Raw genomic sequence first — 19,823 nt, 5'->3', positions numbered from 1 at the left:
GGTATGCCAATTCACAACTGGGGAATTATTTTGAATCAATTTTTGGCTATATTTGAAAAAAGGCTCCGAATTTAAAAGCAAATCCGAAGCCCCTGTTTTTTACTTACACAGTTTATGGGATAGTGTCGTTTTTTTCTCTCTTCTCTCTTCTCTCTTCTCTCTTCTCTCTTATTTAATTTCCAAAAAACAAACCCCTTCGGTTTTATCGGTCACTTTGAATCGATTATCAATTCGATGCCCGATAATCCAAACAATGGAACCTTTGCTTAAAAGTACCATGGTTTGTTTTTTAATGTTTAATGGCACCTTTTTATCCGTTAAAAAATCGCTAACCAGTTTTTTTTGATTCATTCCCAAAGGACAAAACCAATCGCCTTCTTGTGCTTTTCGGATTTCTAAGGGAAATTCTAATTTATCTGCATCCAAACATGCTATTTTGGAAGATGTAGAAGGGACAAAATTGGCATCTTTTTCTTCCCAATAAATTTGGATTGTTTGATTTCCGAATGCAATTTTTTCATCTTCCTCTTGGATCAGTGTGGGTCTAAATTCAGAATAATCTTTGCTACTGATCACCCATTGATTTCGGTCAATATTCAACACATGGCTTGGAGATTCAAATATTTTGCCAGTTTTTTCTTCACCTTGACAGGCAATAATTTGGTTAATTTGTTCGTGATTGAAATTTAATTCGCTCAAAAAGCGCTGGTTAATTACTTTTGATTTTTTGGATGGGTTGTTTTCTGTTAAGGCAACAAACTGATTTCCATTTTCGTCTACTGTTACAAATTGTTGGCTCCAAATATCACATTCCTCCTTGATCCAATATTCGATATCTCTGATTTTTTCGGACGTCTCAGACATTGTTTTTTCCAAATGATCATTTAATTCAATCAATTTTGGCATGATTTCATGTCGGATGAAATTCCGTTGATATTTGGTAGATGAATTACTGGAGTCTTCTCGCCAGGCTAATTTATGTTGTACCACAAAGTCGAAAATGTCTTCCTGACTAGCAAATGCCATTGGACGAATGATGTTTCCATTTTTAATCGGAATTCCATGAAAACCTGCTAATCCAGTTCCTCGCAAGAGATTAATGAAAATTGTCTCAGCGTTATCCATTTGGTGATGGGCGGTGGCAATTAAATCATACTTTTCTTGGACTCTTATTTCTTCAAACCATTGATACCTTAGAATTCTGGCCGCCATTTGAATAGATAATTTTTCCTTTTCAGCATATGCATTCGTATCAAAATAGATGGTATGGTAGGGTACTTTTAATGTTTTGGCCCATTTTTTGACGAATATTTCATCCGCTAACGATTCTTCTCCGCGTAAACCAAAATTGACATGTGCTATTCCAAAATTTAATTTAGCCAATTGAAATAGCTTGGAAAGGATGATTGAATCTATTCCACCGCTAACAGCTAGTAAAATTTTTTGATCTTCTGAGAATAAATTCTCTTTTCGGTTGAAGTTAATGAAGTCTTCCAGCATAAAATTGGTAAATTGCGTAATCAAATTATTTGCGAAATTAATCAATCGCTATTAGGAATGCGTCAAAAGGTAATTATTTTACAAATTCTCTTCTTGTTTATTACTTTTATTGGTCTTGCCCAAAACCAAGTGCGTATCATTAATTCCGATAGTTTGAACGGTAGTCCCAATATGAAAAATTTGGTGGGACACGTTTTGTTACAGCAGGGGACAACTACCTTAAGTTGTGTCAGAGCAGTCGTTAATGAGCTAACAAATAATGTTGAGGCCTATGGAAAAGTACGTATTGTACAAGCTGATACGGTAATTATTACAGGTGATTCTGCAACTTACAATGGAGATATGCGTCAGGCCTTTGTTGCTGGTCATGTGAAATTGGATGATCACACGATTTTATTAAATACGAATAAATTGGATTATGATCTTAACACTAAAACGGCTGTTTACAACACAGGCGCAAAAATTATTGACAAAAAATCCACTTTAACTAGTAAGGAGGGGATTTACAATACGGTTTCGAAAAACTTTTTATTCAAGAAAAATGTAAAAGTGGTGGATAAAGAGGGTGGAGGTTTAAAAGCAGATTCATTGCGATACAACACAGCTAGTAAAGAGGCTTATTTTATTTGCCCTACCGAAATAATTAACAAAAAAGATACTGTTTACACCTCAGCGGGATTTTACAATACTCAGACCAAGGTATCCAATTTCACGGGTCGCTCAACAGCGAAAACAGATGAATATATTTTGTCTGCTGATACCTTGTTTTTTGATAGTCCAACCCAAATTGGGGTGGCCAAAGGTCGAGTGGAGTTTTTGAGTCAAAAGGATCAAGTTATTTTATTGGGAGACCATGGTCGTTATGCAGGCAAAACAGGAATTACAAGAGTATATGGGCATGCTTTGATGAAAAATGCCATGGAAAAAGATACCTTGTATTTAACGGCTGACACCTTAGTGTCTATCAATTCAAAAAAAGATTCCATTCGTAAATTGTACGCCTATAAAAATGTTAAAATTTATAAATCGGACTTATCAGGAAAATGCGACTCACTCGGATATGATGTAAAAGATTCGGTGATTCATTTTTATCAAAAGCCGATTATTTGGACAAATGACTCTCAATCTCAAGCAGATTCCATTTCTTTATTTTTGGTGAATCAAAAATTACGTGAAATGCGACTAAGAGGTCATTCTTTTGTAATTTCTAAAGATTCCTTAGCTCATTTTAATCAAATCAAAGGTCGTAAAATTTGGGTCAATTTTCAGGAGGATTCTAAAATCAAACGAGTCAATGTCGAAGGTAATGGTGAAAGTATTTATTATGTTATTGATGACAAAAAAAATACCACTGGTTTGAATCGGGTGGAATGCAGCCGAATGAATATGTATTTTGAAGATAATCAAGTCAAGAAGATTACCTTTATCACCAAACCGGAAGCAAAATTTGCACCACCTACACAATGGAATGAAGATTTGCAGGTCTTGGATGGATTTAATTGGCGAATTCGAGAAAAAATCACTTTGGCTATGGTGATGGAAAAAGTTTCAGCCCCATTAAATCAGGTGAAAGTGGAAGAGAAAGAGATACAACCCATCATTTTGAAGCCTAAAAAAGAGCTTAAAAAAGTTAAAAAACCTTAAATTAATGCCTTTTGTCCCTGAAATCAAGCTGTTTGCCTAATTATCATTTTTTTGAACAATAAAGCATCGTAAATTCGTGACATCATTTTTCCTATGAAACGAATTTCTATATATCTTCTTTTTGTTTTGACGTCAATGGCCATTTTTTTTGGTGGAAATTCCGTTTTAGCTCAAAATGATCAACAGAAATCTCGTTTAAGTCTTAAGAAAAATCAATCCGCCTATATTCCCAAATTACCTATTTTATTGGCTAAACGTAGTTTTCAAGTGAAAACTACGTTGGAAACCAATTTGGATATTAAATCCAACAATTACATTAGTCAGTTTTTAAAATCATCTTATGCAGTCAATTCCAATCCAAAACAGGAAGTTATTGTAGAAAAAAAAGCATTTGAAACAGATGAGAACGATCGTTATCTTTTTATCAATGATCGTTTACAAGTAAGTAATTTGTATCCCAATCCAGCCATTGATTACGTAGATATTGACTATCAAATTTCTAATGTAGGAATGGAGGTTCGCTTAGTTATGTATAATATCTTAGGTCAAGAAATAAAGGATATTGTTTTAGATCCGTATCAGATAAATGTGCGTTGGCAATTACGAGATGTGAATAGTGGTATGTATATCTATCAACTTATGATTGACGGTCGCTCAATCGCTAGTAAAAAAATCATTGTTCGTAAAAATTAATCAGGGGTTATTTCACCCCTGATTAATTAGGAATTAGTAAGTTCCTATGGTTCTTTTGATGAAGGCCGTCAAATCAGCTCCCGTTAATAAATTTTGTGATAACAGAGCTAAATCAGCTAACTGCTTCACTAAATCCTTTTTCTCATCTTCCGATGGTAAATGGATTAATTTACTAATAATGGGATGATTGGCATTCACACTAACTTGATAACTTGTTGGCATGCTACCAAACATGCCCATTCCGCCACCTCCAGATTTAGACATATCGCTCATTCTTCGCATGAATTCATTTTGAGTGACTAACACAGGTAGTTCATCTGGAGACATCGCTTCTACACTAACGATTTTTTGTTTATCGTTGAATGTTTCTTCGAAAATCTTTTTGACTGAATCCTTTTGGTCATCTGTAAGGATTGCTTCTAATTGTATACCCGAATCAATTAATTTGTCAATTGCATCGGCATCAACGCGTTTCCATTGGGTTTTCTCAATCTTTGATTCCATGGTGTTGATGAAATGACTATCAATAATAGAACCTAATTGTAAAATAGAATATCCTTTTGTTTTGGCAGATTGAATAAAGGAGTCTTGTTGGTTTCTATCGGTTGTATATAAGTAGACTTTATTGCCGTCTTTATCCGTTTGTGCTGCTTGGACAGCCTCATCGTACTCATTCAAAGTGAAATATTTGCCGTCTGTATCTTGTAGTAGACAAAAATCTTTCGCTTTATCAAAGAATTTTTCATCTGAAATCATTCCATATTTGACAAACATACCGATGTTTTCGAATTTCTCTTCAAATGATGTTCTATCTGCTTTGAATAATTCTTGTAATTTATCAGCAACTTTTTTAGTGATATATGAATTGATTTTTTTGACATTAGAATCCGCTTGTAGGAAACTTCTTGATACGTTTAATGGAATATCTGGTGAATCAATTACTCCATGTAATAACATCAAGAACTCAGGCACGATGTCTTTGACTTCATCCGTAATAAAGACTTGTCGGCTGTACAATTGAATTTTTTCTCTTTGAAGTTGTAATTCATTTTTTACTTTCGGAAAATACAGGATACCGGTTAAGTTGAAAGGATAATCCACATTCAAATGAATCCAAAAAAGAGGTTTTTCTTGGAAAGGGTATAATTCGTCGTAAAATTTCAAATAATCTTCATCTGTTAATTCTGATGGAGATTTAGTCCAAATGGGATTTGGATTATTGATGACCTTGTCTTGAAATTCAATTTCGATAGGTAAAAATTTACCATATTTTTCCAAAATAGATTTTAATCTGAATTCTTCTAAAAATTCTTCGGAATCCTCTGCAATATGTAAGATGATTTGAGTTCCTCTATCTGATTTTTCAGCAGATGTGATACTATATTCGGTTGAACCATCACAAACCCAACGTGCAGCCTCTGAATTGTCTTGATATGATTTAGAGATGATTTCTACCTCTTTGGCGACCATAAATGCGGAATAAAATCCTAATCCAAAATGGCCGATAATTCCTTTGTCGTCACCCTTGTCTTTATATTTCTCAACAAATTCCGTTGCTCCTGAAAATGCAATTTGGTTGATGTATTTTTTGATTTCATCTGCCGTCATACCAATACCATTGTCTGATATCGTAATGGTTTTGGCTTCTTTATCAAAACTTACCTTGACTTTTAATTCGCCTAATTCGCCATTGTATTCTCCTATGGCACCCAGTCTTTTGATTTTTTGAGTGGCATCTACTGCGTTGGAAACTAACTCACGAAGGAAAATCTCGTGATCTGAATAGAGAAATTTTTTAATAATGGGGAAAATATTCTCAGTGTGAATGGAGATGTTACCGGTTTCTTTCATAAAATGTTAAATTAAAAATCTTCAATTAATTTCTTTTGTAAACAAATACAAATCCATTCATGGGTTTTATGTCATTTTGTCAGTTTTAACTTACATGAAAAAAAGATCAATTGTGATCTGTGATTTTTTCAACTGACACTTTTCTGACAACAAAAAATCACCTTTCTTTGCATACAATCACTTAATTCCATGAAAAAAATCATTTGGATACTTTTGACTAATTGTTTACTAATTCAGTTGAAAGCTCAGCAAGAATCACTTAGAATGGTTTATCCATTTTTACCTTTAGCCATTAATCCAGCGGATGCCGGTGCGAAAGGTGTGGCTTCTTTGACAGGTATTTATCGCAAAAAACCCTTGTTCCAAAATACCGGATTAATCACTTCTTCCCAACAATATTTTAGTTTTGATATGCCTATTCGGAAAGAATCTTTCGGTATCGGCTTTTTGGCATTTAATACAGATCAATCATTTGGTATTCCAACGGGAGGTATTTCTTCCAATCTAGGTTTGGTAGGTATACTTTCCAAAGATTTTTTTCTAGGACGAGATAAACATATACGATTAGGGGCCAATGTGGGATTGAATCAATTCCCCATACGTGCAGGTTTAGGTAGCACAGTCATGGGAGCAAGCTGGGGTTTAGGGGCTACATTTTTGGCGGAAGATTTTTCCCTAGGATTGAGTATTCCAACCATTAATTTAGCGAATTTGTCTTGGCAAAGTTCCAATCCCATTTATGGAAAAATGAGTTATGTGATTCATTTACAAGGAGATAATGCTTTAAAGGCCGGCACATTGATTCGATATATTTCGACTGCATCAACTTCTCAAATCAAAACGGATTTTAACGGTGTTTTTTGGTACAAAGAGAAATTAGGTATAGGAATTTGGTATCAAAATACCGGTTCTGAATTAGGGAATGAAGCCATGCTGGGTAGTGTCGAAGTTCCTTTAGGTCATTTTAGAGTCGGGTATGCCTACGACTTTTTAGGTAAAAATGTTAACTCTTCCATTTCAGGTTCTACATCATCCATCAACTCAGATTTGAACACGGGGTTTCACCAAATTTTTCTGAGGTATGAAATTGATCTCGGTAATGGTCGAATAAGAGAATTTCGTCCTTGAGTAAATCTCTTATTACTTTGACTTTAAGTAGATAAAATTTGACTTTTATAAGTTTTCAGAGTACTATTTTACTTTAGAATTTTTTCAATTAAAATTTGTTCTCTTTTTTGGAAAAAACACGTGATTTATTTGAATTAAATACATTTTCATTTCGTAAATTGCGAGGATTTTTTTAAAAGAGAATATTGCTCTTAACCAATTTATTAACGTTTGAAACTTTTTCTGATTTTTTCAGAATATATAAATTATGGATTCATTTTCCTTTATAGCTAACGCAGACACGCAGGTCATCGCTGACCTATACGAGGCTTACCAACAAGATCCCAATTCGGTTGATTCCACTTGGAAGGACTTTTTCAAGGGCTTCGATTTTGCACAAAAATGGCAAGGAGAGTCTGGAAGCCCTGTTTCAGGTGTTTCTGCAGATGCAAGTCATGTTCAAAAAGAAATGTCAGTGATTAGCTTAATAAAAGCATTTCGTTCAAGAGGACATTTATTATCAAAGACAAATCCTGTTCGAGAGCGAAAAGATCGTCGTCCTCGATTAGATTATACAGATTATTCATTGACAGAAGCTGATTTAGATACTGTATTTCAAGCAGGTTCTTTTTTAGGTATTGGCCCATCTAGTTTAAGAAAAATTATTTCTTCTTTGCATACGATTTATGCTGGGGCCATTGGATTTGAATATTCTTATATCCGAGAGGTAGATGTAAAGGAGTGGTTGAGAAATAAAATTGAAAAAGAAGCTTTGGCATTTAATCCAAGTTTGGATGAAAAAAAGCAGATTTTACAAAAATTGAATGAGGCCGTTGTTTTTGAGAATTTCTTAGGAACAAAATATTTAGGTCAAAAACGTTTTGGTTTAGAGGGTGGAGAAAGTACCATTGCTGGATTAGATGCTATCATCAATGCTGCAGCTGATGCGGGAGTAAAAGAGGCAATGATTGGAATGGCTCATAGAGGTCGATTAAACGTTCTAGCCAATATCATGCACAAGTCCTATGAATCTATTTTTGATGGATTTGAAGGTAATGTTCCTGAGCAAATTCATGGAGACGGAGATGTTAAATATCACTTAGGTTATTCGAGTAAACATATTTCTCCTAATGGCAGTGAAATTTCCTTGAAATTAGCACCTAATCCTTCTCACCTTGAGGCTGTAAATCCGCTAGTAGAAGGCTTTTGTCGCGCAAGTGCGGATGCTCATTATGGAGGTGATTATGATAAAGTTTTACCCATTTTAATCCATGGTGATGCAGCTGTTGCTGGCCAAGGAATTGTGTATGAGGTAACTCAAATGGCCAAATTGAAAGGTTATAAAACGGGTGGAACCATTCATTTTGTGATTAATAATCAAGTAGGATTTACCACAGATTTTGAAGATGCTCGTTCGGCCATTTACTGTACGGATGTGGCTAAAATAATAGATGCTCCGGTATTCCACGTGAATGGTGATGATCCAGAGGCTGTTGTTTTTGTGTCAAGAATTGCAGCGGAATTCAGACAAGAATTTAATCGGGATGTTTTTGTTGATATGGTTTGTTATCGCCGAAATGGACATAATGAATCTGATGAGCCAAGATTCACACAACCGACACTTTATGCGAATATCACTAATCACCCTAATCCAAGAGAAATTTATACCCAAAAATTAATCAAAAGAGGGGATATCGATGCCAAATTAGCTGAACAAATGGATTCTGCCTTTAAAGCTGAATTACAAGCACGTTTGGATCAGGTGAAGCAAAAAGTTCGCCCCCCCTACATTCCTTTGAAATTAGATAATGCATGGTCAGAATTACGCTATGCTGAATCAAATGATTTCAAAAAATCACCTAAAACGGGTATAACGAAAGATTTAATCGACAAAGTTGCGAAAGCTATGACTAGCTTGCCGAAGGATTTTGTGGCTTTAAAGCAAATTGAAAAGGTAATTGCTGATCGTAAGAATTATTTTGAAAAGGGCCAATTGAATTGGGCAACTGCTGAATTATTGGCTTATGGTTCTTTATTAGCAGAAGGTAAAATGGTTCGATTGTCGGGACAAGATGTACAACGTGGTACATTCTCTCACCGCCATGCTGTCTTGCATGATGCAAATACCAACGAAAATTATAATTCGCTGGATCATATTCAAGAAGGTCAAGAGAAATTGCATATTTATAATTCTTTGTTATCTGAATATGGCGTTCTTGGTTTTGAATTTGGATATGCTTTAGCCAATCCCAATGCATTGGTTATTTGGGAGGCTCAATTTGGAGATTTTGCCAATGGTGCGCAAACCATGATTGACCAATTTATTAGTTCTCATGAATCTAAATGGGGGACTCAAAATGGATTGGTTATGTTATTGCCACACGGTTATGAAGGCCAAGGGCCAGAGCATTCAAATGCTCGTCCGGAAAGATTTTTACAATTGGCATCTGAAGAAAATATGATTGTTGCCAATCTTACTACGCCTGCTAATATATTTCATGCTTTACGTCGGCAGTTAATTTGGCCATTCCGTAAACCTTTGGTGGTGATGTCACCTAAGTCTATTTTCCGTCATCCAAAAGTGGTTTCACCTGTGGAAGATTTCATAAAAGGAAGTTTCCAAGAAGTAATTGGTGACGGATTTGTTGATAAATCCAAGGTAAAGAAAGTATTATTATGCAGTGGTAAAGTTTATTTTGATTTATTGGAGCGCCAAGAAAAAGATACTAGAAAAGATGTTGCGATTGTTCGTATTGAACAATTACATCCTCTACCAATTGCTCAAATAGAAGCTGAATTGGCCAAGTATAAAAATGCGGATGTATATTTTGTTCAAGAAGAACCTGAAAATATGGGATATTGGTCATATATCATTCGTGAATTTGGATGGGGTCGTTTCAAAGGTTTGATCGCACGTAAGAAAAGTGCATCACCAGCTACGGGTTTCTTAAAAGTACATGGAGTTGAACAAGCTGCATTAATTGATAAAGCATTTGAATAATTAAATAAACGAAAGCCTCATTAAAATGGCCATAGAAATGAAAGTGCCCGCAGTGGGCGAATCGATCACAGAAGTAACTGTCGCAACTTGGAATAAAAAAGAAGGCGATTTAGTTAAGTTAGATGAAGTTCTTTGTGAACTTGAATCAGACAAAGCAACGTTTGAACTACCTGCAGAAGCAGAAGGGATTCTACACATTGTTGCGAATGAAGGTGATGTATTACCGATTGGTGCAGTAATTTGCTCCATTGAAGTAGTAGGTGCCCAAAATTCTGCACCAGTAGCCGTTCAAGAAACCACTCCGGTTGTTGATGTGAAAATCGAAGCAAGTTCAGCTGCTCCAGTGGCTACACAAGTTTTAGAAGTTAAGGTTCCACCCGTTGGAGAATCTATTTCAGAAGTTACAGTGTCTGTTTGGAATAAAAAAACAGGTGATTCTGTTAATTTAGATGAGGTTTTATGTGAATTAGAGTCTGATAAAGCGACTTTTGAGTTACCAGCAGAATCTGCAGGTATTTTGGAAATTGTGTCAGAATCTGGTTCTGTTGTACCAATCGGAGGAATATTAGCCAAAATAACAGTTGGTGCATCGAGTGTTGTTGCTTCAGCACCTGTTTCTTCTCCTTCAGCGAGCGTACAATCAAATGATTCAAATACTTCCGTTAGTAATTATGCATCAGGTCATCCTTCACCTGCAGCTGCTAAAATATTGGATGAAAAAGGTATTTCTTCATCAAGTGTTACAGGAACTGGTGTAGGCGGTAGAATTACGAAAGAGGATGCTATTCAAGCGAATATACCTAAACCTGCGGCTGCGGTATCAACACCAAGCACATCTGTTGCAGTAACAAGTAGTAGTTCTGAAACGAGAGGTACACGTCGTGAAAAAATGAGTTCACTTCGTAAAACAGTTGCAAGACGTTTGGTAGCAGTGAAAAATGAAACAGCCATGTTGACGACCTTTAATGAGGTTGACTTGAAGCCTGTCATGGATATTCGTGCGAAATACAAAGATAAATTCAAGGAAAAACATGGAGTTGGTTTAGGCTTTATGTCTTTCTTTACCAAAGCAGTTTGTGTTGCTTTAAAAGAATTCCCTTCAGTCAATGCAAAAATTGATGGAGATGAAATCGTATACAATGATTTTTGTGATGTTTCCATTGCTGTATCAGCACCCAAAGGATTGGTTGTTCCAGTAATACGAAATGCCGAGAATTTAAGTTTAGCAGGTATAGAATCTGAAGTTGTTCGTTTGGCAGTGAAAGCTCGTGAAAATAAGCTTACATTAGAAGAAATGACAGGTGGAACCTTTACCATCACCAATGGTGGAGTTTTTGGATCAATGTTATCAACTCCCATCATCAACGCTCCTCAAGTAGCAATTTTGGGAATGCATAATATCGTGGAAAGAGCTGTGGTTGTTGATGGTCAAGTAGTTGTTCGTCCAATCATGTACTTAGCTTTATCGTATGATCACCGAATCATTGATGGTCGTGAGTCAGTTAGCTTCTTGGTTCGTGTAAAACAACTATTAGAAGATCCAGCTCGTTTATTATTAGATATTTAATATTTGAATAGGCTCCTTTTGAGCCTATTCCTTTTTTCTTTTAGCCTTTATGCAAGAATTCGACGTAGTAGTAATTGGTTCAGGACCTGGTGGATATGTTTCAGCTATTAGAGCTGCTCAATTGGGTTTAAAAACGGCCATCATTGAAAAGTATGCGGTCATGGGTGGTACCTGCTTAAATGTAGGTTGTATCCCTTCCAAAGCCTTATTAGATTCTTCAGAGCATTATTACAATGCTGTTCATAGTTTTGAAGAACATGGTATCGTCATTAATAAACCCAAAGTGGATCTGGCAAAAATGATTGCTCGAAAAACGGGCGTGGTTGAAAAAATGAATGGCGGTATTACTTATTTGATGAAAAAAAATAAAATTACGACTTTTCATGGATTAGGTTCATTTGATAGTTCCAAAACAGTGAAAATTACGAAAGAAGATGGATCTTCTGAAGTGATTTCTGCCAAAAATATCATCATTGCTACGGGTTCTAAACCCACTATATTGCCATTTATTCCGGTTGATAAAAAACGAATCATTACTTCAACCGAAGCCTTGAAAATGACCGAAATTCCTAAACACTTAATCGTCATTGGTGCTGGTGTTATCGGTGCTGAATTAGGATCCGTTTACGCTAGATTGGGTTCAAAGGTTTCTTTTGTGGAGTTTGCAGAAGGCATGATTCCAACGATGGATAAAACAATGGGTAAGGAATTACAAAAATCCATTGCCAAATTAGGTGCTGAATATTATTTTTCTCATCAAGTAACTGGAGTTGAAAATAAAGGAAAAGAGGTCGTCGTAAAAGCAAAAAATTCAAAAGGGGAGGAGATCGAAATAAAAGGAGATTATTGTCTAGTTTGCATTGGTAGAAGACCCTATACAGATGGATTGAACTTGGCTGCTGCTGGATTGTCAGCTGATGAGAGAGGTAGAATTGCTATTGACGAACATACTCTACAAACTTCGGTTCCAGGTATTTATGCCATAGGTGATGTGGTTAGAGGTGCCATGTTAGCACACAAAGCGGAAGAGGAAGGTGTGTTTGTTGCGGAGGTGATTGCTGGACAAAAACCTCATATTAATTATAATTTAATCCCAGGTGTTGTTTACACTTGGCCAGAGGTTGCTTCGGTTGGAAAAACAGAACAAGAATTGAAAACTGCAGGTATCGCATATAAAGAAGGTTCTTTCCCATTTAAAGCTTTAGGAAGAGCTGTTGCTTCCATGGATGTTGATGGATTGGTTAAGGTATTGGCTGATGCTCAGACAGATGAAATTTTAGGAGTACATATTATTGGTGCACGTGCTGCTGATATGATAGCGGAAGCGGTAGTAGCCATGGAATTCCGTGCAAGTGCTGAAGATGTCGCTAGAATGTCCCATGCCCATCCAACCTACACCGAAGCTATGAAAGAGGCTTGCTTAGCAGCTACAAGTAAAAGAGCTTTACACGCTTAAATAGGCAAGATAAAGGTAATAGGTAAAAGGTAATAGGTAATAAGTAAGGTATAATTCGAATTAAGAGTCAAAATCCTATTTAAAAAAAACATAAATCCGTGTTAGACGGGTTGAATATTTTTTTAATTCCCTTCATCTATTACCTATTACCTATTACCTATTACCTTTTACCTAATAAAATCTGTTTTTTGATAATTTGATCTAATTATCAGTTTTTTTAACTTCACTTTTCTGCCTTGTATTTATTTTTGGGTAAATCAAAATACCTAACAAGATGGAAAATTATGTACTACAATTAATTGAAGATATGAAGGTGGCTGAGAGGCCAATTGAAGCTTATCATTCATCCAATGTCGTAGAAATTGACGACGAACAATCGATAGAAGATTACATACATGAAATTGAAAAATATTGTAAAGTAGATGGTTTGCAATCTATTTCAGAGATCATCGGTTTGGAAGAAATTCAATTTCCTCCGGTATCACGTTTAACTGTAGCTCAAATACGGGCCATCAATAAATCGTATATTCGATTACTTAAAACATGGTCCTTAGAAGTGGATATGCCATTAGGATTACCTCCTGATATGAAATACCGATTTCTTTTATCTGTATTGAATAGGAAGGCGCCTATCATCACCATGGGAACGGTTCATGTAGAATTGTGTGATTATAATACAAGTAATTGCCCATTTGGTAAGGAGTATTGTTCTTGTAGGCAATGGGATGAATCTTAAAAAAAAGCCTAAGCGAAGCTTAGGCTTTTTGAAATCTTAAGCTTGACCAATATTATTTTGGAGCACCTCCTACAGCACCTGTATCAGATGGCTTGTCTTTGGCTTTTTCCGCTAATTTTTTAGCAGCTCCTTGATAATCTCCAGCTTTAATGAAAGACATTTTATTCAAATCAATGGACTTTCTGGTAGCTTGTAATATTTGATCAGGAGTTAAGCTATTGATTTTCTTTTCCAAATCTTCTGACCATTTTAAAGTTCTACCTAAGTATAAGTTTGAATTCAAGGTGTTACTTAATGAATTGTCTTGAGAACGAGCTACTTGTTTGGCTTGTGTCCAAGATTTTTTCGCTTCATCAATTTCTTTTTGAGTGAATCCTTCTTTTAATACTTTCTCGATTTCTTCTTTGAATGCTGCTTCTAATTTGGTGATATTTTCAGGTGCATAAATGGCATAACCGATAAATGCCCCAGTGTTATCCAATGGACTTGCAGCAAATTGTGATCCTACTCCATAAGACAAACCTTCCTTTTGGCGAATTCTGTTCATTAATCTAGAACTTAATCCACTGCCACCACCCAACATATAATTACTTAATTCCAAAGCTGCAAAATCAGGGTCATTATCTGAAATTTTCAAAGGTTGATAGGCTAAAAAGAATGCGTTAGCTTTATCAGGAGTTTCAATGGATGTCGATTGAGCTTTGATTTCTTTGAATGAATCAGTAACACGTGTAAATGGTTTTGGCGATTTCCATGATCCAAATTCAGTTTTCAATAGTTCTTTTACAGCATTCTCGTCAAAATCACCTACAACTGAGAATGTTGCATGGGAAGCACCGTAAAAGTTTTTATAAAAATTAACGGATTCTTCTAATTTTGCGGCTTTATAATTCGCTGTGGTTTCTTCCATACTAGGTTGATATCTAACATCATTTTTCGGATAATGCCCTGTACGTAATTGATTCAATACGTCACTTGCTTTTGCCGATGGTTCGCTTTTTTGCGATTCAATGGCTGTTAGATTTTCTTGTTTCAACTTTTCGAATTCATCAGCAGGGAAAACAGGTTGCTTTAACGCTTCTGCTACTAATTTTAAAGCTGGTACTAAATTTTCTCTAGTCGTTTCAATGGAAACATTTGCTTGAGTTGGACCTCCCGAAATACTTACTCTAGCTTTGATTTTATCCAACTCATCTTGGAATTGTTGGCGTGTATGTAATTTTGTTCCCTTTGATAACATGTCAGCTGCTAAATCAGCAGCTGTAGTCGTTCCTAGCAATGATTTTTCATCACCAAAACGCAAAGTCATTTTCGCATAAACGGAATTTCCTCTCGTCTTTTTAGCTAAAAGAGCTAATTTGATACCACCAATTACTTCATTTTTGGTTCTGTTATCAATGTTACTTGGGGACGGATCAAAAGCTTCTCCTTCTGCTACAGCGGCTTTTCCTTTAAAGTCTTTAAGAATATCCGCTACATCTTGGGATTCAGGAATTTCAGATCTTTCAGGTTTTTCTGTTGGGTAAAATACGCCTGAAGTTCTATTCGAAGATTTAAAGTATTTTTCAGCTACGCGTTGAATATCGGCTGGCGTAATTTTTTCCATCATATTTCTAGTATGAAACAATAATCGCCAATCTCCTTGTGCAATGTATTCAGACAAACCAACCCCAACCCGTTGTGCATTATTCAATAATAATTCCACATTTTTAATGTTTTTCGCTTTGATACGATCTACTTCTTCTTGCGTTGGTGGAGTTTTTGCAAAATTCTCAATGGTTTCAATCATGATATTTTTGACTGAATCCAATGATTTTCCTTTCAAAACCTCAGCTCCAAAATAACTGATACCCGGTTCTTTTAATTGGAAAGAAAATCCGAATTGAGAAGAAGCTTTTTTCGTATCAATTAAGGCTTTGTATAATCTTCCAGAGGGTGCATCCGTTAATAAATCTGCCATAACATCACATGCGATATAATCTGGATGTAAACCTGAAGGGATGTGGTAGGCCATTCCAACTACCTGAACATCTCCAACGCGACGAAGAGTAACTTCTCTTTCTCCATCCTGAGTAGGTTCAGCTGTAAAGGTTTTGGTCAAAACACGTTCTGGACGTGGAATAACTCCAAATTTTTCATTGATTAATTTCAAGGTTTTGATGGGGTCAAATTTCCCTGCAACCAATAAGACAGCATTGTCTGGTTGGTAATATTTTTTATAATATGCTTGAAGATTTTCAATAGGCACTTTTTCTATGTCCGATCTTGCTCCAATGGTCGAATTACCATAATTATGCCATAAAAAAGCAGTTGAAACAATTCTTTCCATCAATACGCTTCCAGGATCGTTTTCACCCGACTCGAATTCATTTCGAACCACGGTCATTTCCGTTTCTAATTCACTTTTAGCTATTCTTGAGTTGATCATACGATCTGCCTCCATATCCAATGCCCAATCCAGATTTTCATCTGTTGATGCAAAGGTTTCAAAATAATTCGTACGGTCTAACCAAGTAGTTCCGTTAAATTGTGCACCGTGATCAGAAATTTCTTTGGCTACTTCTTTATGCTTTTCTTTTGTCCCTTTGAAAACCATATGTTCCAATAGGTGTGACATACCCGTTTCACCATAACCTTCGTGTCTAGAACCCACCAAATAGGTAATATTCACCGTAATGGTTTGTTTAGATGGATCAGGGAATAATAAAACTTTTAATCCGTTGGCTAATTTGTATTCCGTAATTCCTTCTGCGGAAGTCACTTTTTCAGGAATGGCTAAACTAGAACTACTGGTTTTAGTGGTTGGCGCAGGTTTTTGTTGCGCTTGCAAACTCGAAATTCCGCAAGAAAGCAGAAGAATCGAAAGGAATAATTTCTTCATAAATGGAAATTGATTTGTTTAGGGAAATTAAATTGCTTGGATTTTATATTAATTGAAAATAGATTTATATAAAGGGTTAGGATTGAGTATAAATGGTGTTCTTATTTTTTATACTGTTGAATTAACTTAAAGATGGCCTTTTGTGTTTCAATATTTGGAAAATATTCGAAAATGATTTCATGTTTATCATAATCCAAGAGTAATCCAGACTCCAAAAAATGAAATGCTTCTTTGAATTGTCCAGCCTTGATTAAAAATATGGCAGAGCGATAATAGAATTCCGCTTCTTCTGGTAATTCATCAATTGCAGATAACATAATGTCTGCTGATTTTTCAAAATCATTTAGGTCATAATGCAATTGTGACCATTTAATCCATGTTTGAGCAAAAAAAGAATCTAAATCAATGGATTTTTGATATGCCTCATCCGCTGAAACAGTATTACCTAAATATCCCTCAATATCACCCAAGCCCGTCCAATATAATGGATTTAAAGCATTTAACTTGAGTGCTTTTTTGATAAAATGCAAGGCTTCAAACCAGTTGTCTAGTTCACTTAAGCAAAAAGCCATACCATAATATCCTTCGTCCCATAATTGATCAATTTTGACCGATTCTTTGTAATATGACAAGGCTTCTTTTAATTTTTTTTGTCTCTCTAAACTTAATGCCAAACTACAATACAACTCAGGGTTAGGATCATCGTATTTTAGACATTCTCTAAAAGCCTCTTCAGCACTTACATAATCTTTTGTATTGAGGTAAGTGTTACCTAAATTATAAAGAGAAGAGGCAAAAGTGGGTTCAATAGCAAGGGAATATTGATAGGCATCTATTGCCTTTTCAAACATTTTCAATTTCGAATAGGCAATGCCCAAATTATACCAAGCCGTAAATGAAAAAGGATCTTTATCGATAAATTTTTGATAATAAGGAATACTTTCCTCGATTTTTCCCACTTCATCCAAGGCATTCGCTAATTCGATCAATGCATTCTCATTTTCAAAATTTATCTCTAGCGATTTTTTAAACATATCAATGGCCTCCCTTGGTTTGGACCATAAAATGTAGGTTAAACCTAAACGGAAATAAACTTCATCTTTCTCATTTGTTTGTTCCAAGCTATTTAAAAGCAACTGGATGGAAGATTCAAATTCATTTAATTGAGCAAGAAGTGAGGCTTTTACTAAAACCAATTCAATATCAGTTGGGAATAATAAAATAGCCGTTTCGATCAATTCCATTCCTTCATCAGGTTTTTGCAATTCGCCTAATATTTGAGCTTTTAGGATGATTAATTCCATGGCATAAGGAAAATGATTCAATCCTAGATTGCAAGCTTTTAATGCCTGATCAAAGTTGGCCAATGTGAAATAATGGTCTGCAATTTTCTCCAGCGTATCCATATCAAAAAAAGAGTCCTCTTCTTGATTGATCATTTTTTCAAAACGCAATAAAGAGGATTCGATATCTTCTCTATCTTCGTTATATTCTGGATCAAGCATAAAAATGATTTGAGATGGGATTGATGAACATTTCCTCTAATTTAAAGAAATTAATTTAAGACTTAAACCATATTTTGGTTTAATTTTGTTCAAATTTATGTTCAAATGTCAAAAAAATTCGCAGTCGTCGATTTAGGTACCAATACTTTCCAATTATTAATTGCTTCTTTTAATTCTTTCGATGGAAAATTAATCATCCATGAAAATCTTCAACGTGCGGTGCAATTAGGAAAAGGAGCGATGAATGGGTACGTAATTCAAGAAGAGGCCTTCAATCGAGCTCGTTTAGCATTAACAGAATTTAAGGATTTAACAGAAAAGTATAAGACCGATCAAGTCTTGGCGGTAGGTACTAGTATCATTCGAAATGCCAAAAATTCCCCTGATTTCATTCGTTTGATTGAAGATGAATTTGGTTTTCAAGTTTTCGTCATAACAGGTGAAGAAGAAGCGGAATATATTTTTAAAGGAATTTATCAATCACTTCCCAGCCATTGGTCTGATACAAGTTTGGTGATGGATATTGGAGGAGGAAGTGTGGAATTCATATTATTTCAATCGGATCAAATTATGTGGCGAAGCAGTTTTGAATTAGGAGGATTAAAATTGCAATCCTTGTTTCAAGTGAAGAATGAATTTGATCAATCGTTTAAACCTCAATTGATTCATTATATTAAAGAACATCTTCAAGAATTGTTTTTTCAAGTTCAAAGGTTTCAACCAAAAGTGCTCATAGGAGCTGCAGGAGCATTTGAAACGATTTGGGATTTAGAAAAAGCTTCCAAGAATATGGATTCTTCTACATTAAATGCTTTTCAACAATTGGACCTTGAAATATTTGATCATCACAAACGTTTGATAGAAGAATTGGATTACTCAGGCCGAATTCAATTACCTGGAATGAAAAAGTTTAGAGCCAGTATTTTTCCTTATGCAAATATTTTGATTGAAGTAGTAATGAAAGAGCTTCACATTAAACAATTATACATGTCTAATTATAGTTTAAAAGAAGGGTTTTTAAGTTATAGGGTTTTATCCAAGCCTAAGACATAGAAATTGTGAAAAAAAAATCGTAAACTTGTAAATCATTCTGAAATTAATCAATTTTCTAAATAGTCAAATCATTTATGGCATTTTCGCTAGCTACCATATTAGTTCAAGCAGGCACACAAGCCCTTGATTCTTCTGCCGCTGTCGCAGATTCATTAGTCAATTCAGAGCCAATTCAACAAGCGGCTAAAGTAGTAGAGGAATTTTCAATTTTAGACTTGTTAGGCAAAGGTGGATATGTCATGTATCCTATCGGATTGCTATTTGCTGGAGCTGTTTTCTTGTTTATTGAGCGATATTTATATATCCGTAAAACAGCCAAATTGGATGAGAATTTTTTACATACCATCAATGATATGTTGGTAGCTGGTAATGTTCAAAGTGCCATTAATTATTGTAAAACTTCTCAATATCCTATTGCAAAATTATTAGAAAAAGGACTTTCTCGTTTAGGTTCACCTATACGCGATATTGAATCAGCTATTGAAAATAAAGCGAAAGTGGAAATTTATAACATGGAGAAAAACCTGGGTATTTTAAGCGCTATTGCTCGAATTGCCCCGATGTTTGGGTTTTTGGGAACAGTAACGGGTATGATTCGTACCTTCCATAATATTTCAACTTCCAATAAAATTGATATTGCAACTATTGCAGGGGGTATTTATGAAAAAATGGTTACTTCGGCATCTGGATTAATTGTAGGTATTATTGCTTATGTGCTATTTACTTTATTGACGACGATGATTGATAGAACCATCAATAAAATGGAAATTACAGCTATCGACTTTTTAGATATTCTTCATAAGCCAGCTAATAAGGCCTAATTTTTAAT

Annotated in this window: 13 protein-coding genes; 9 read left to right on the top strand and 4 right to left on the bottom strand. The window is 35.3% G+C overall.

Translation table 11 applies throughout. The features are described from left to right. Nucleotides 1-168: 168 nt before the first annotated feature. Nucleotides 169-1,500, bottom strand: coding sequence for a tRNA lysidine(34) synthetase TilS (gene tilS / locus V7S76_RS07460; protein WP_459509431.1), 1,332 nt, complete (start codon nucleotides 1,498-1,500; stop codon nucleotides 169-171). Nucleotides 1,501-1,557: 57 nt separating this feature from the next. On the opposite strand from tilS, the gene V7S76_RS07455 reads away from it, so the two are divergent. Continuing rightward, nucleotides 1,558-3,144, top strand: a complete 1,587-nt coding sequence (locus V7S76_RS07455; RefSeq protein ID WP_459509430.1) for an OstA-like protein — start codon at nucleotides 1,558-1,560, stop codon at nucleotides 3,142-3,144. Between the two features lie 93 nt (nucleotides 3,145-3,237). Further along, nucleotides 3,238-3,837 (top strand): T9SS type A sorting domain-containing protein, encoded by a 600-nt coding sequence (locus tag V7S76_RS07450; protein ID WP_459509429.1) that lies wholly within the window; start codon nucleotides 3,238-3,240, stop codon nucleotides 3,835-3,837. Between the two features lie 33 nt (nucleotides 3,838-3,870). Here V7S76_RS07450 and htpG read toward each other — a convergent pair whose 3' ends face one another. Then, entirely contained in the window at nucleotides 3,871-5,688 is a 1,818-nt protein-coding gene (gene htpG / locus V7S76_RS07445; RefSeq protein WP_459509428.1) for a molecular chaperone HtpG, read from the bottom strand. 189 nt (nucleotides 5,689-5,877) lie between these two features. On the opposite strand from htpG, the gene V7S76_RS07440 reads away from it, so the two are divergent. The 5 genes from V7S76_RS07440 to V7S76_RS07420 all read left to right on the top strand — a co-directional run bounded on the left by V7S76_RS07440 (nucleotide 5,878) and on the right by V7S76_RS07420 (nucleotide 13,555). Then, nucleotides 5,878-6,816, top strand: coding sequence for a type IX secretion system membrane protein PorP/SprF (locus V7S76_RS07440; RefSeq protein WP_459509427.1), 939 nt, complete (start codon nucleotides 5,878-5,880; stop codon nucleotides 6,814-6,816). A 247-nt stretch (nucleotides 6,817-7,063) separates the two neighbouring features. Next, nucleotides 7,064-9,796: a 2-oxoglutarate dehydrogenase E1 component gene (locus V7S76_RS07435; RefSeq protein WP_459509426.1), complete on the top strand. Its 2,733-nt coding sequence runs from the start codon at nucleotides 7,064-7,066 to the stop codon at nucleotides 9,794-9,796. Between the two features lie 25 nt (nucleotides 9,797-9,821). Then, entirely contained in the window at nucleotides 9,822-11,363 is a 1,542-nt protein-coding gene (odhB, locus tag V7S76_RS07430; protein ID WP_459509425.1) for a 2-oxoglutarate dehydrogenase complex dihydrolipoyllysine-residue succinyltransferase, read from the top strand. A gap of 49 nt (nucleotides 11,364-11,412) precedes the next feature. Further along, nucleotides 11,413-12,819: a dihydrolipoyl dehydrogenase gene (lpdA, locus tag V7S76_RS07425; protein ID WP_459509424.1), complete on the top strand. Its 1,407-nt coding sequence runs from the start codon at nucleotides 11,413-11,415 to the stop codon at nucleotides 12,817-12,819. Between the two features lie 274 nt (nucleotides 12,820-13,093). Continuing rightward, nucleotides 13,094-13,555, top strand: a complete 462-nt coding sequence (locus V7S76_RS07420; protein ID WP_459509423.1) for a hypothetical protein — start codon at nucleotides 13,094-13,096, stop codon at nucleotides 13,553-13,555. Between the two features lie 52 nt (nucleotides 13,556-13,607). Here the strand turns inward: V7S76_RS07420 and V7S76_RS07415 are convergent, their stop codons facing one another. After that, nucleotides 13,608-16,436, bottom strand: a complete 2,829-nt coding sequence (locus V7S76_RS07415; protein WP_459509422.1) for a M16 family metallopeptidase — start codon at nucleotides 16,434-16,436, stop codon at nucleotides 13,608-13,610. A gap of 101 nt (nucleotides 16,437-16,537) precedes the next feature. Continuing rightward, entirely contained in the window at nucleotides 16,538-17,941 is a 1,404-nt protein-coding gene (locus V7S76_RS07410; protein WP_459509421.1) for a tetratricopeptide repeat protein, read from the bottom strand. A 105-nt stretch (nucleotides 17,942-18,046) separates the two neighbouring features. Here V7S76_RS07410 and V7S76_RS07405 point away from each other — a divergent pair, with 105 nt between their 5' ends. Then, on the top strand, nucleotides 18,047-18,994 hold the full coding sequence (locus tag V7S76_RS07405) for a Ppx/GppA phosphatase family protein (RefSeq protein ID WP_459509420.1): 948 nt from the start codon (nucleotides 18,047-18,049) through the stop codon (nucleotides 18,992-18,994). A 74-nt stretch (nucleotides 18,995-19,068) separates the two neighbouring features. Then, nucleotides 19,069-19,815 carry a MotA/TolQ/ExbB proton channel family protein gene (locus V7S76_RS07400; RefSeq protein ID WP_459509419.1) on the top strand — a complete coding sequence of 249 codons (747 nt, stop codon included), beginning with the start codon at nucleotides 19,069-19,071 and terminating at the stop codon, nucleotides 19,813-19,815. Nucleotides 19,816-19,823: the final 8 nt, after the last annotated feature.

This window comes from Aquirufa sp. ROCK2-A2 (assembly GCF_054558485.1).
This window is presented reverse-complemented; position numbering and strand designations above follow the sequence as displayed.

Coding starts and splice junctions, on each gene's coding strand:
- tilS (WP_459509431.1), bottom strand. CDS start 1,500: ATGCTGGAAGACTTCATTAACTTCAACCGAAAAGAGAATTTATTCTCA.
- V7S76_RS07455 (WP_459509430.1), top strand. CDS start 1,558: ATGCGTCAAAAGGTAATTATTTTACAAATTCTCTTCTTGTTTATTACT.
- V7S76_RS07450 (WP_459509429.1), top strand. CDS start 3,238: ATGAAACGAATTTCTATATATCTTCTTTTTGTTTTGACGTCAATGGCC.
- htpG (WP_459509428.1), bottom strand. CDS start 5,688: ATGAAAGAAACCGGTAACATCTCCATTCACACTGAGAATATTTTCCCC.
- V7S76_RS07440 (WP_459509427.1), top strand. CDS start 5,878: ATGAAAAAAATCATTTGGATACTTTTGACTAATTGTTTACTAATTCAG.
- V7S76_RS07435 (WP_459509426.1), top strand. CDS start 7,064: ATGGATTCATTTTCCTTTATAGCTAACGCAGACACGCAGGTCATCGCT.
- odhB (WP_459509425.1), top strand. CDS start 9,822: ATGGCCATAGAAATGAAAGTGCCCGCAGTGGGCGAATCGATCACAGAA.
- lpdA (WP_459509424.1), top strand. CDS start 11,413: ATGCAAGAATTCGACGTAGTAGTAATTGGTTCAGGACCTGGTGGATAT.
- V7S76_RS07420 (WP_459509423.1), top strand. CDS start 13,094: ATGGAAAATTATGTACTACAATTAATTGAAGATATGAAGGTGGCTGAG.
- V7S76_RS07415 (WP_459509422.1), bottom strand. CDS start 16,436: ATGAAGAAATTATTCCTTTCGATTCTTCTGCTTTCTTGCGGAATTTCG.
- V7S76_RS07410 (WP_459509421.1), bottom strand. CDS start 17,941: ATGCTTGATCCAGAATATAACGAAGATAGAGAAGATATCGAATCCTCT.
- V7S76_RS07405 (WP_459509420.1), top strand. CDS start 18,047: ATGTCAAAAAAATTCGCAGTCGTCGATTTAGGTACCAATACTTTCCAA.
- V7S76_RS07400 (WP_459509419.1), top strand. CDS start 19,069: ATGGCATTTTCGCTAGCTACCATATTAGTTCAAGCAGGCACACAAGCC.